17 protein-coding genes are annotated in these 12005 nt (G+C 66.7%); 7 read left to right on the top strand and 10 right to left on the bottom strand.

Annotation, left to right across the window (positions count from 1 at the left end):
- Positions 1–20: 20 nt before the first annotated feature.
- Both ACYJSS_RS28140 and ACYJSS_RS28135 read right to left on the bottom strand, forming a co-directional pair.
- Positions 21–1232 (bottom strand): benzoate/H(+) symporter BenE family transporter, encoded by a 1212-nt coding sequence (locus ACYJSS_RS28140; RefSeq protein WP_111264101.1) that lies wholly within the window; start codon positions 1230–1232, stop codon positions 21–23.
- Positions 1232–1843, bottom strand: a complete 612-nt coding sequence (locus tag ACYJSS_RS28135) for a LysE family translocator (protein ID WP_111264100.1) — start codon at positions 1841–1843, stop codon at positions 1232–1234. The genes ACYJSS_RS28140 and ACYJSS_RS28135 overlap by 1 nt, the downstream gene beginning before the upstream one ends.
- Before the next feature lie 154 nt (positions 1844–1997).
- Between ACYJSS_RS28135 and ACYJSS_RS28130 the strand changes: the two genes are divergently transcribed.
- On the top strand, positions 1998–2630 hold the full coding sequence (locus ACYJSS_RS28130; RefSeq protein ID WP_111264099.1) for a hypothetical protein: 633 nt from the start codon (positions 1998–2000) through the stop codon (positions 2628–2630).
- On the opposite strand, the gene ACYJSS_RS28125 is transcribed toward ACYJSS_RS28130, so the two are convergent.
- Positions 2631–3089: a MarR family winged helix-turn-helix transcriptional regulator gene (locus ACYJSS_RS28125; RefSeq protein ID WP_111264098.1), complete on the bottom strand. Its 459-nt coding sequence runs from the start codon at positions 3087–3089 to the stop codon at positions 2631–2633.
- 82 nt (positions 3090–3171) lie between these two features.
- On the opposite strand from ACYJSS_RS28125, the gene ACYJSS_RS28120 reads away from it, so the two are divergent.
- From ACYJSS_RS28120 to ACYJSS_RS28110, 3 genes are all read left to right on the top strand, one after another.
- Positions 3172–4338, top strand: a complete 1167-nt coding sequence (locus ACYJSS_RS28120; protein ID WP_111264097.1) for an aminotransferase-like domain-containing protein — start codon at positions 3172–3174, stop codon at positions 4336–4338.
- A gap of 14 nt (positions 4339–4352) precedes the next feature.
- The gene (locus ACYJSS_RS28115) at positions 4353–4955 is read left to right on the top strand and encodes a glutathione S-transferase family protein (RefSeq protein WP_111264096.1); all 603 of its coding nucleotides are present in this window, start codon (positions 4353–4355) and stop codon (positions 4953–4955) included.
- A gap of 108 nt (positions 4956–5063) precedes the next feature.
- Positions 5064–5414, top strand: coding sequence for a GFA family protein (locus tag ACYJSS_RS28110; protein ID WP_111264095.1), 351 nt, complete (start codon positions 5064–5066; stop codon positions 5412–5414).
- A 626-nt stretch (positions 5415–6040) separates the two neighbouring features.
- Here the strand turns inward: ACYJSS_RS28110 and folE are convergent.
- The 4 genes from folE to ACYJSS_RS28090 all read right to left on the bottom strand — a co-directional run bounded on the left by folE (position 6041) and on the right by ACYJSS_RS28090 (position 8477).
- Entirely contained in the window at positions 6041–6601 is a 561-nt protein-coding gene (gene folE / locus ACYJSS_RS28105; RefSeq protein WP_021222675.1) for a GTP cyclohydrolase I FolE, read from the bottom strand.
- 237 nt (positions 6602–6838) lie between these two features.
- Positions 6839–7501, bottom strand: coding sequence for a class I SAM-dependent methyltransferase (locus tag ACYJSS_RS28100; RefSeq protein ID WP_111264093.1), 663 nt, complete (start codon positions 7499–7501; stop codon positions 6839–6841).
- 74 nt (positions 7502–7575) lie between these two features.
- Entirely contained in the window at positions 7576–7785 is a 210-nt protein-coding gene (locus ACYJSS_RS28095; RefSeq protein WP_111264092.1) for a cold-shock protein, read from the bottom strand.
- A gap of 350 nt (positions 7786–8135) precedes the next feature.
- Entirely contained in the window at positions 8136–8477 is a 342-nt protein-coding gene (locus ACYJSS_RS28090; RefSeq protein WP_111264091.1) for a winged helix-turn-helix transcriptional regulator, read from the bottom strand.
- A 90-nt stretch (positions 8478–8567) separates the two neighbouring features.
- Here ACYJSS_RS28090 and ACYJSS_RS28085 point away from each other — a divergent pair, with 90 nt between their 5' ends.
- On the top strand, positions 8568–9116 hold the full coding sequence (locus ACYJSS_RS28085; protein ID WP_111264090.1) for a carboxymuconolactone decarboxylase family protein: 549 nt from the start codon (positions 8568–8570) through the stop codon (positions 9114–9116).
- On the opposite strand, the gene ACYJSS_RS28080 is transcribed toward ACYJSS_RS28085, so the two are convergent.
- From ACYJSS_RS28080 to ACYJSS_RS28070, 3 genes are all read right to left on the bottom strand, one after another.
- Positions 9117–9674 (bottom strand): Smr/MutS family protein, encoded by a 558-nt coding sequence (locus ACYJSS_RS28080; protein WP_111264089.1) that lies wholly within the window; start codon positions 9672–9674, stop codon positions 9117–9119.
- Between the two features lie 49 nt (positions 9675–9723).
- Positions 9724–10044 (bottom strand): hypothetical protein, encoded by a 321-nt coding sequence (locus ACYJSS_RS28075; protein WP_111264088.1) that lies wholly within the window; start codon positions 10042–10044, stop codon positions 9724–9726.
- A gap of 100 nt (positions 10045–10144) precedes the next feature.
- Entirely contained in the window at positions 10145–10741 is a 597-nt protein-coding gene (locus tag ACYJSS_RS28070; RefSeq protein ID WP_111264087.1) for a cysteine hydrolase family protein, read from the bottom strand.
- A 150-nt stretch (positions 10742–10891) separates the two neighbouring features.
- On the opposite strand from ACYJSS_RS28070, the gene ACYJSS_RS28065 reads away from it, so the two are divergent.
- Complete coding sequence (locus ACYJSS_RS28065; protein WP_256604867.1) at positions 10892–11023, top strand: hypothetical protein; 132 nt, start codon at positions 10892–10894, stop codon at positions 11021–11023.
- 49 nt (positions 11024–11072) lie between these two features.
- On the top strand, positions 11073–11987 hold the full coding sequence (gene prmB / locus ACYJSS_RS28060) for a 50S ribosomal protein L3 N(5)-glutamine methyltransferase (protein WP_111264086.1): 915 nt from the start codon (positions 11073–11075) through the stop codon (positions 11985–11987).
- Positions 11988–12005 lie beyond the last annotated feature (18 nt).

Below are 12005 nucleotides of genomic sequence, written 5' to 3'. Positions count from 1 at the left end.
GATATCAAGCCGCACGCACGTCAGTTCTTGCCGGTATTCCAGTTGAGGATCACCAGCGTCAGCACCCCGGCGATCAGGCCCCAGAAGGCCGAGCCGATGGACAGCAGGCTCATGCCCGAGGCGGTGACCATGAAGGTGATCAGCGCGGCTTCGCGCTCCTTGGGTTCGTTCATCGCCACGGTCAGGCCGTTGCTGATGGAGCCGAACAGCGCCAGGGCGGCCACCGACAGCACCAGTTCCTTGGGGAAGGCGGCGAACAGCGCGGCGAGGGTGGCGGCGAAGATGCCGGCGATGCCATAGAAGACCCCGCACCAGACGGCGGCGGTGTAGCGCTTGTTGCGGTCCTCGTGGGCGTGCGGGCCGGTGCAGATGGCGGCGCTGATGGCGGCCAGGTTGATGCCGTGGGAGCCGAAGGGCGCCAGCAGCAGCGAGGCGAAGCCGGTGGCCGAGATCAGCGGCGAGGCCGGCACCTGGTAGCCGTCGGCACGCAGCACGGCGATGCCGGGGATGTTCTGCGAGGCCATGGCGACGATGAACAGCGGGATGCCGATGCTGATGATGGCGGTGAGGGAGAAGCTCGGCGTGGTCCACACCGGGCGCGCCAGGGCGAAGCTGAAGCCGCTGAAGTCGAGCAGCCCCAGCGCCGCCGACATGCCGCAACCCACCAGCAGCGCCACCAGCACCGCGTAGCGGGGTTGCAGGCGCTTGAACAGCAGGTAGCTGAAGAACATCGCCAGCACCAGGGCGGTGCGGTGCTGCGCGGCGACGAAGATCTCGCTGCCGATCTTGAACAGGATGCCGGCCAGCAACGCGGCGGCCAGGGAGCCGGGCAGGCGGCGCATCAGGCGCTCGAAACCACCGGTGAGGCCGACCAGGGTGAGCAGCACGGCGCAGACGACGAAGGCACCGATGGCCTCGGCGTAGGGCACGCCCGGCAGGCTGGTGATCAGCAGTGCGGCGCCGGGGGTCGACCAGGCCACGGTGATGGGGGTGCGAAAGCGCAGCGACAGGCCGATGCTGCAGACCGCCATGCCGATGGAGATGGCCCAGATCCACGAGGAGATCTGCCCGGCGCTGAGGCCGGCGGCCTGGCCCGCCTGGAACATCAGCACCAGTGAGCTGGTGTAGCCGGTGAGCATGGCGATGAAGCCCGCCACCACCGCCGACAATGACGAGTCGGCCAGCGGGCGCAGGCGGGGCAGGGGGGCGCTGGAGTCGGAGGCCTGGGTCATCAGACGGTTCCCTTGATGTCGACGAGGATCGGATAGAGCGAGGCCACCAGTAGCAGGGCCATGCCGATATTGAAGGCGCGCAGCACCCGTGGCGAGGACAGCCAGCGGCGCAGCAGGCTGCCGGCGACGGTCCAGAGGCCGACGCTGGGGCAGTTGATCAGGGCGAACAGCGCGGCGATCAACAGCGCGTTGGTGACGAAGTTCTCCTGGGGGGTATAGGTGGTGATGGCGCCGATCGCCATGACCCAGGCCTTCGGGTTGACCCACTGGAAGGCGGCCGCCTGGAGGAAGGTGAAGGGGCGCGCGCCGCTGTCACGGCTGTCCGGGGCGCCGGAGCCGGCGATCTTCCACGCCAGGTAGAGCAGGTAGGCCGCGCCCAGGTAGCGCAGGGCGGTGTAGAGCACCGGCACCTGCTCGAAGACCTGGTGCAGGCCGAGGCCGACCGCCATCACCAGGACCATGAAGCCCAGGCTGATGCCGAGCATGTGCGGCACGCTGCGGCGCACGCCGAAGTTCACCCCGGAGGCGAGCAGCATCATGTTGTTGGGGCCGGGCGTGACCGAGGTGACGAAGGCGAACAGGGCGAAGGCGAGCAGCAGTTCCAGGCTCATGGCAGGGCACTCTTTTTGGAATGCTGGAAGCCTACGGCGTGGCGCGTTGCCGCGCCCCGTACAGCGAAGCGCGCAAAAAGCGATACAGTCGCGTGACGAGTGCGGGAAGAGCCACTACTGTTCCGGTTTTCAGTTTTCCGAGGAGCCCCACGCCATGGACGAGAATCCCTACGCCGCCCCGCAGACCGACCTGGTCGACGCCCAGGCGCCCCGTGAACTGCCGGACTGGAGCCCGGGGCTGCTCAACCTGCTGGGTTGGCTGTGCCTGATCTCGGCGCTGGGCTCGGTGGTGTTGCTGGCGTTCATTTTCCTGGGGGATTTCGTCGGGCTGGAAAGTGCGTCGCGGGTCGCCGACTGGCTGGGGCTCGCAGTGATGCTGTTGGGCAGCTACCTGAGCCTGCGCCTGAAGGGCTTCGCCGAGGCGCGTTTCGCCGCCGGCGGCCTGGCCTGGCCGACCTGGCTGGTGATCCTGGCGGGGGTGGTGACCCAGGCGATGCTGATGCTGGTGGACGACCAGGCCCTGGCGAAGCTGGGCTGGGAGCTGGGCTCGTACCTGGCGCTGATGGTCGGTTACGGCGCGGTCACCGTCTGGCTGGCGGTGCGCCTGCTCAAGGTGCAGAACGTCTACCCGGTGTTCCGGGTGATGGCCTGGCTGCTGCTGGTGGGCGGGGTGATGATGGCGACCGTGCTGCTGGTGATGGTCGCACTGCTGCCGCTGCTGGCCTCTTCCGTCGCCATGGCCCTGGTGTTCTTCCAGGGCGCGCGGGACATGACCGGGCGCGCCTGATCAGGCCGCTTCCTCGCTCTCGCCCGGACGGGCGCTGGACAATGCCTGGTTGACCTTCAGCCAGCCGTCCACGGCGTCCGCCCCGGCCTCGCTGAAGGCGCGCTCCAGCAGGCGCGCCTGTTCGCGGCGCAGGCTCTTCTCCAGTTTCGAACCGTCGGCGGTCAGGCCCAGCTGGCGCTTGCGCTTGTCGTCGTCGGCGGTGCTGCTCTGCACCAGGTCCATCTCCATCAACTGGCGCAGCGGCGTGTTCAGCGCCTGCTTGCTGACGCCCAGGTAGCCGAGCATCTCCTTCACGCTCAGGCCCGGGTACTTGGCGATGAAGAACAGGATGCGGTGGTGCACCCGCGACAGGCCGCGACGGGCGAGCATTTCGTCGGGCTTGCTGGTGAAGGCCTGGTAGCCGAAGAAGAAGGCTTCCATGGCGGCGTGCTGGACGGCTGGGTTTTTAAGGTCAAGCATATTGACGTATCCATCCCGGGCATCGTAATTTCGGTCAAGCAGTTTGACTTAATTTTCCCGCCTTCGCACCCGGTGACAACCCATGGCCTTCTCCGAACGCATCGCCCGCCTGAAAAGCTCCTTGATCCGTGAAATCCTCGCCGCGGCGCAGCGCCCGGAAGTCATGTCCTTCGCCGGGGGCCTGCCGGCCGAGCCGATGCTGCCGAAGGTGGAGTGGGCACAGATGCCGGTGAGCATGGGCCAGTACGGCATGAGCGAGGGTGAACCGGCGCTGCGCGAGGCCATCGCCGCCGAGGCGCAGAAGCTGGGCGTGCAGTGCGACGCCAGCCAGGTGCTGATCGTCAGCGGCTCCCAGCAGACGCTGGACCTGGCCTCCAAGCTGTTCATCGACCCGGGCACCGAGGTGCTGCTGGAGGCGCCGACCTACCTGGCCGCCCTGCAGGCCTTCCAGCTGTTCGGCGCCGACTGCATCGCCGTCGCCCAGGAGGCCGACGGCCCCGAGCTGGCCTCCCTGCGCCAGCGCCTGGAGCAGCACAAGCCGGCCTTCGCCTACCTGATCCCGACCTTCCAGAACCCCTCGGCCGTGCGTTACAGCGAAGCCAAGCGCGACGCCGTGGCAGCGCTGCTGGACGAGTTCGGCGTGACCCTGATCGAAGACGAGCCCTATCGTGAGCTGGTGTTCGACGAAGGCACCGCCACCCCCATCGTCAGCCGCCTGAAGAAGGCCAGCTGGATCTACACCGGCACGGTTTCCAAGACCCTGCTGCCGGGCCTGCGCGTGGGCTTTTTGATCGCCAGCCCGGACCTGTTCCCCTACCTGCTGCGCCTGAAGCAGTCGGCCGACCTGCACACCAACCGCATCGGCCAGTGGCAGGCCCTGCAGTGGCTGGGCACCGAGCAGTACCGCGAGCACCTGGCCGAGCTGCGCGGCTTCTACCGCCAGCGCCGCGACGCCATGCAGGCGGCGCTGGAGGAGCACTTCGCCGACCTCGCCACCTGGCAGGTGCCCCAGGGCGGGCTGTTCTTCTGGCTGGCGCTGAAGCAGCCGCTGGACACCCGTACCCTGCTGAAGCCGGCGCTGGAGCAGAATGTCGCCTTCATGCCGGGCGAGCCCTTCTTCATCGACCCGGACCAGCACCCCGGCTACCTGCGCCTCAACTTCAGCCATGTGGCGCCCGAGCGCCTGGGCGAAGGCCTGCAGCGCCTCGCCGGGGTCATCCGTCACGCACTGGCCGCCGAGGCCGCCTGATCCAGGAGCACGACATGTACAAGGTCCACGGCGATTACATCTCCGGCAACTGCTACAAGGTCAAGCTGATACTCACCCTGCTCGGCAAGCCCTACCAGTGGGTGCCGGTCGACATCCTCAAGGGCGAGACCCAGAGCGAAGCCTTCCTGGCGCTGAACCCCAACGGCAAGATCCCGGTGCTGGAACTGGAAGACGGCACCACGCTGTGGGAGTCCAACGCCATCCTCAACTTCCTCGCCGAGGGTAGCGACCTGCTGCCCAGCGAGCCGCGCCTGCGCACCCAGGTGCTGCAGTGGCAGTTCTTCGAGCAGTACAGCCACGAGCCCTATGTGGCGGTGGCGCGCTTCATCAAGCTGTACCAGAGCATGCCCGCCGAGCGCGAGGAGGAGTACCGCACCTGCCTGGTGCGTGGCTACAAGGCGCTCAAGGTGATGGAGCAGCAGCTGTCGCGCACGCCGTACCTGGTGGGCGAGCAGTACTCCATCGCCGACATCGCTCTCTACGCCTACACCCATGTGGCGGAAGACGGCGGTTTCGACCTCTCGCGCTTCCCGGCCGTGCTGGCCTGGATGGAGCGCGTGGCCAGCCATCCCAGGCACGTGGGCATGCTGGGCTGAACCCGGCCGGCAGGGCATGCAGGGCCCTGCCGCGTCACGTGGCGCGCCTGCTTTCGCTGGTCTAACGTGGCGACATCGGCTCGCGACGGGCCAGGCAGGGAGACGTCCATGAAATACAAGGGTGGCTGCCACTGCGGCCGGATTGCGTTCGAGGTGGACGGCAGTCCGCTGGCCGAGGTGATGGAGTGCAATTGCTCGTTGTGCAGCAAGCGCGGCTACTTGCTGTGGTTCGTGCCACGGGCGCAACTGACGCTGTCGACACCGGATGCGGACCTGTCCACCTACCGCTTCAATCGCATGCACATCGCCCATCACTTCTGCGCCCACTGCGGCTGTGCGCCCTTTGGCGAGGCGGCCGATCCCAAGGGCAATGCCATGGCGGCGGTGAACGTGCGCTGCCTGGAAGGGGTCGATCCCGACACCCTGAAGGTGGTGAAGGTGGATGGACGGAGCTTCTAGCTCGCTTGGTCAGGCAAAACGATGTGCTGCATTCGACTCCGCCCGACGGAGATGAAGAGCGACCTCCACCCTACGCAGCGGTCATGCGGGATGCACCTGCAGGGGCGACTCCAGTCGCCCGGCGGTGCCTCGCCGCCGGTCTTGTGGGGGGAGTTCACTGGCTCTGTCTGCGTTAGCTTTGTGGATTCAATGAAAAGCCTCAAGAGCGGCGCTTTCAGGACGATTCTGGATTCCTGGAGCACCCGCCGCATGGGTTTCGCTTCGCTCTACACCCTCCTACGAAAGCCGCCAGCCGCGGCGCGCCCCCAGTGGTGATGCGCACATCAGCGGAGCATTGGGCATCGATGTTGGAGCGAGGGGAGTCTGGCGGAGCCAGACCCGTATGCAGGGGCAAGCCTCTTTGGTTTCTTTCTTGTGGGCGGCATTCCGACGACTGAAGAAAGAACTCGCCCGGCAAGGCGAAACAGAAACCATCAGCAAGACTCGGCAATCAACCGGGCTCCAAATCTGCTAGCAACCCTTAACGCAGACAGAGCCAGTTCATTCGCGAGAAGAGCCCACCTCGAATCCTGAAACCCGATAAACGAAAAAACCGGCCGAGGCCGGTTTTTTCATGGGCGCGCGAATCAGCGGATCAGGCTGAGAAACTCGCTGCGGGTCGCGGCGTTCTGGCGGAATTCGCCGAGCATCACCGAGGTGACCATGGAGGAGTTCTGCTTCTCCACGCCGCGCATCATCATGCACATGTGCTGGGCCTCGATGACCACGGCGACGCCGGCGGCGCCGGTGACCTGCTGCACGGCCTCGGCGATCTGGCGGCTGAGGTTCTCCTGGATCTGCAGGCGGCGGGCGAACATGTCGACGATGCGCGCGACCTTGGACAGGCCCAGCACCTTGCCGCTCGGCAGGTAGGCGACGTGGGCCTTGCCGATGAAGGGCAGCAGGTGGTGCTCGCACAGGGAGTACAGCTCGATGTCCTTCACCAGCACCATTTCGCTGTTGTCGGAGCTGAACAGCGCACCGTTGGTGACTTCCTCCAGGGTCTGCTCATAGCCACGGCAGAGGTACTGCATGGCCTTGGCGGCGCGCTTGGGGGTATCCAGCAGGCCTTCGCGGGAGACGTCCTCGCCGAGCTGGCCGAGGATCGCGGTGTAGTGTTGCTCGAGTTTCTGATTGCTAGATTCCATGGGGCTTCCAGGGGCTAGTGAAATATCAGCGTGCCCGTCGTGGGCCTCCCGGTGCCCGGGGGCCGCACCGCGTGCCCATCTCGGTGGGCTCGGGACAGCTTCTGCACGCTATGGCCGGGTTGCTGGCGATAGAGGTGGGCATCATACCCGCCATGACGCTTCGGGTCGCGTCGGTGAAGCGGCCATTGTACTGCGCGCGCCGTTGCGCCCGGGTATCCGTATGCGCCATGCGGGGGCTCAGGCGGCGACGGCGCCCCGGCTGAAGTGCAGGTAGGAGCCCTTGAAGCGCTCGCCGTTGGCCAGCATGCAGTCGGCGTGGCTGACGTTCATGCCGTAGCCGAGCTCGGCCATCTCGTCGTGGAAGGTCTGCTGGCCCTGGCGATCCGGATCGACCAGCAGCACTTCCACGGAGCTCGCGGAGTGGCGGTCGATGAAGTCGGCCAGGTCGGCCTGGTTGTCATGGTCATAGAGCAGGTCGCTGCCGATGATCAGGTCGAACTCGCCGAACGCCTCGGTGCCGCTCCAGTCGCAGGTCTCGTAGCGCATCGGCGGCAGGCCGTTGAGGCGGGCGTTCTCGGCGAGGAAGGTGGGGATCAGCGGGTGGATGTCGCTGGCGGTCATGTCGCCGCCGCGCTGGTGGCCCACCAGGCTGGCCAGGCAGAGCCCGGCGCCGACTTCCAGCACGCGCAGGCCGGTGAGGTCGCGGGTCGCCATCGTCTGGGCCAGCGCTTCGCCTGCCGGCCAGACCTGGCCGAACAGGGCCCAGGTGTCTGCGGTGATGCCCAGGCCGGCAGCCTCGCCCAATGGGTCATGGAATTGCTCGGCGTCCAGCAGCGACTGCATGTGGAAGTCCCGGCCGCCCACGCGGAAGGTGCTGGTCTTGATCAGATAGCCTGGCATGTCGCTCCTCAGCGCTGGAAAAAGAGAAGGCAAAAAAAAGCCCCGGAAACCCGGGGCTTCTTTGGAGGCGGGGGTCAGACCACCTGGACTTGCTCGGCCTGCAGGCCTTTCGGGCCTTTGGCGACCAGGTAGCTCACCTGCTGGCCTTCGGCGAGCGACTTGAAGCCGGCGCTTTCGATGGAGCGGTAGTGAACGAAGAGGTCCGGGCCTTCCTGGGGGGTGATGAAGCCGAAGCCTTTTTCATCGTTGAACCATTTGACGGTGCCGGATTGACGATTGGACATGATGTATCTCCAGGGAAATGTAATGGCATCGACGCCGGGACATCCGGGTCGAGACTGAGGGCGAAAGCGAAGGAAGCCGAGGAGATGAAAAGATGGGAATCGTTACATCAGGTCAGAAATCGCAATGACACGTTGCATCCAGTGCGCACACCATACTCCTAATGTGGGAATAACCCAGGTTTATTTTTGTCGGTGCGCCGTCAGGGGCGTCCGGTAGGGAAGAAAAGGCCGCCATCAGCTGAATATGGGGGGACCGATGGCGGCCCTACTGCAGCCCTCAGCAGGGCTTCCAGAGGATAGTGAGGCTCCCGCCACGCGCCATCGCCGCCCGTCGCCGGGCCGCCGGCAGCTCACGCGTCCGAGGGCGGTGGCAGGCGTTCGGCCCAGGTTTCAGCCCACTCGGCAAGGGGCAGGCAGCGGCGGACCAGTTCCTCGCCGTCCTCGCTGAGCCGATAGCCGGCATCCCCCGTGTCGATCAGCAGCGCCTGGCGCAGTTCGCCCATGCGGGTATTGAGCACCGAGGGCGAGAGGCCTTCGCAGCGCGCCTGGAGTTCGCGGAAAGTAGCCGGGCCCTGGCGCAGTTCCCAGAGGATACGCAGGCTCCAGCGGCGGCCGAGCAGGTCCAGCAGGGCCATGATGGGCCGGCCGGTGGCGGAGCCACGGACGGGCTTGCCGGGGAGGGGGAGGGTCATGATCTTGCTCCTTGCTTCTTTTTTAGTAGCAGGCGAAAGGCTTTGCTGCTACGTTTTGCGTAGCGTAACAGCCCGACAGGAGATTCGGCCATGAGCACTGCGCGTATCCAGCCCCTCGAAGCCCCCTATGACCCGGCGGTACAGGCCGCCTTCGACAAGGTGATGCCGCCCGGCGTGCCGCCGCTGAAGCTGTTCCGCAGCATGGCGCACAACCCCCGCGTGTTGCAGCGCTTGATCGCGGGAGGCCTGCTCGACCCCGGCAGCATCAGCCTGCGTGAGCGCGAGGTATTGATCCTGCGCACCACCGCCCGGTGCGGCGCCGAATACGAATGGGGCGTTCACGTGGCCTTCTTCGCCGAGCGCGCGGGGTTCAGCGCGGAGCAGGTGGCGGACAGCTGCAGCGAACGGCCTGAGCCGTCACTGTGGAGCGCGGCCGAACTGGCGCTGATGGAACTGGCCGATGGCCTGAACCGCTCGGCGCGGGTGGAGGAGGGGCTGTGGCGGCGGCTGGCCACGTACTTCAGCGACGCGCAACTGATCGAGTGCCTGACGCTGGTCGGCTTCTACCACGCGGTGTCGTTCGTGGTGAACGGCACCGGCGTGGAGCGGGAGGCGGGCGTGCCGCGCTTCCCGCGCTGACTACTCGTCGCGGCCTTCGAGCATGGTGCGGCGCAGCATCACGTAGAGCGCGCCGGTGCCACCGTGGCGCGGCAGGCAGGAGGTGAAGCCGAGCACTTGCGGGTGCTGGCGCAGCCAGGTGTTGACGTGGCTCTTGATCAGCGGGCGCTTGCCGTCCAGGCGCGCGGCCTTGCCATGGGTGATGCGCACGCAGCGGATCTCGAACTTCGCCGCTTCGGCGAGGAAGTCCCAGAGGGTTTCGCGGGCTTTCTCGACGGTCATGCCGTGCAGGTCGAGGCTGCCTTCGAAGCCGATCTGGCCGAGCTTGAGCTTGCGCATCTGGCCTTCCTGCACGCCGTCGCGGGCCCAGTGCAGTTCGTCCTCGGCGCCGACGTCGATGACGAACAGGTCGGAGAGGCCGTCCACCTTGGTCGATTCGGTTATCTGGGTCGCATTCTGGCGCAGGCTGGCGACCTGTTTGCGGTCGGCCTTCGGCTTGCCGGTTTCCGCACGGTCGTTCTGGATGCGCTTCACGCCGCGCATCTCGTTGGTGAACAGGGAAAAGTCGTCGTCTTGCATAGGGCCTCCACGAAGGAGGCCTAGTTTAACCAACAGAGGGGGGCGGGCGTCAGTCGCGCTTCTTCATCAGCCCGGGAGAGAGGCTCAGGTCGTTGCGACGGCGGGAGCGGCGGCGGGCGATGCGCCAACCGGCGACGCCGAGCCAGAGGAACACCAGGCCGATGACCAGGAGCACCACGGCGGAACCGGTGCTGTCATTGAGCGTACCGAGGGCCGGCGGGCGACCGAGCAGGGTGGCGGTGCCGGCCATGGCCAGCAGGATGCCGAAGCTGGCGATCAGGGCGGCCAGGGCCGCAGCGAAGCGCCAGCGCCAGCTGCCCGGGCCACGGGGGCGCAGGCGGCGGGCATCGAAACCATCGGATAACTTCATCCGGACGTCCTCTGTTGCAATCGGGCGTATGACCGGCGCATGTCGGCGTGGTTCCGGTCATGCGCCCGATTGGATGTCGCGAGATGTTCAGCGCTCAGGTTCAGGCCAGGGCGCGTGCGTGGGGCACCACGCTGGCGAAGTTGTCGGCGAGGGCGATGACTTCGACGCGGTGCATGTCTTCGGCGCTGATCACGCCGCCGTCGGTGGTGGGCAGGTCGCGGGTGGCGCAGGCGGCGGCGACCAGGGTGCAACGGTAGCCGTAGTCCTTGGCGGCGCGCACAGTGGTGCTGACGCTGGAATGGGTCATGAAGCCGCAGACGACGAGGTCCAGATGGCCGATGTCCTGCAGGCGGTCATGCAGTTCGGTGCCGGCGAAGGCATTGGGCAGGCGCTTCTCGACCACGATCTCGCCCGGCAGCGGAGCGACTTCGGGGAGGTGCTGGCCGCGTTCGCCCTGAGGGTCGAGCAGGCCGCCGGGCACCCCCAGGTGTTTGACGTGGACCACGGCGCTGCCGATGGCGCGGGCGGCCGCCAGCAGGGTGGCGATCTCCTCGAGCGCGGCGTCCAGGCCGGGCAAGGCGAGGACGCCGCTGCGGTACTCCTCCTGCGCGTCGATGATCACCAGGGTGGCGTTGTTCAGGCTGGCGGGCGGGTAACCACGGCCACTCAGTTGGAACATGGATTTGGGGGCGGACATGCGGATCTCCGGTACGGCTGTGCCGCCCATTGTCCGCCGAGCGGCGCGATAAGTGAACCATGTCGCGCATCCTACTTGTCGATCCCGGTACGGCCGTGCACCATCGATGCGTTTCGCAGGATGCGAAGTCCCCCGCAGAAGGAGCTGCCCATGCCCGATTTCTCTGAAGTCCCCGCTTATTTCTGGTTGCTCTTCGCCCTGGCCGTGGCCATCGCGGTGATGCGCGAACTGCGTCGTGAACGGCGCGAGGACATCGGGCAGCCGCCGCGTCGCCGGCCATGAGCCGACGGGTGTAGAATCGCCTGTCCGTTCTTGTCTGAGGTCGTCCTTCGTGTCCGAATCCCGCTTGCGCACCCTGCGCGATCACATCCGCTGGGCGGTCAGCCGTTTCCATGCGGAAAACCTGTTCTTCGGTCATGGCACTGACAACGCCTGGGACGAGGCGCGCCAGTTGGTACTCGGCGCCCTGCACCTGCCCTACGAGGTGGCCGACAGTTACCTCGACTGCCGCCTGGAAGACGACGAGCGTGCCCACGTCCAGGCGCTGTTGCGCCGCCGCATCCTCGAGCGCGTGCCGGTGGCCTACCTGCTGGGCGAGGCCTGGTTCTGCGGCATGCCTTTCGTGGTGGACGAGCGTGTGCTGGTGCCGCGCTCGCCCATCGCCGAACTGATCCAGCAGGGCTTCGAGCCCTGGCTGGCCGCGGACCCTGCCCGCATCCTGGACCTGTGCACCGGCTCCGGCTGCATCGGCATCGCCGTTGCCCACGCCTTCCCGGATGCCGAGGTGGTGCTGGCCGACCTGTCCTTCGACGCGCTGGAAGTGGCCAACCTGAACATCGAGCGGCATGACCTGGAAGACCGCGTCTTCACCGTCCAGGGCGATGGCTTCGATGGCCTTCCGGGGCAGCGCTTCGACCTGATCCTGTCCAACCCGCCCTATGTGGACGCCGAGGATTTCGCCGACATGCCCGAGGAGTTCCAGCACGAGCCGGCCATGGGCCTGGCCTGCGGCGACGACGGGCTGGACCTGGTGCGCCGCATGCTGGCCGAGGCCGCCGACCACCTCACCGAGCGCGGCACGCTGATCGTCGAGGTCGGCAACAGCCAGGTGCATGTCGAGGCGCTGTATCCGGAAGTGGACTTCACCTGGCTGGAGTTCAGCCACGGCGGCCACGGCGTGTTCCTGCTCAGTGCCAGCCAGTGCCGGGAGCACCAGGCGCTGTTCCGCTCGCGCCTGAACGGCTGAACAACGCCAAGCCCCGAA

The organism is Pseudomonas sp. No.21 (assembly GCF_054558415.1).
This window is presented reverse-complemented; position numbering and strand designations above follow the sequence as displayed.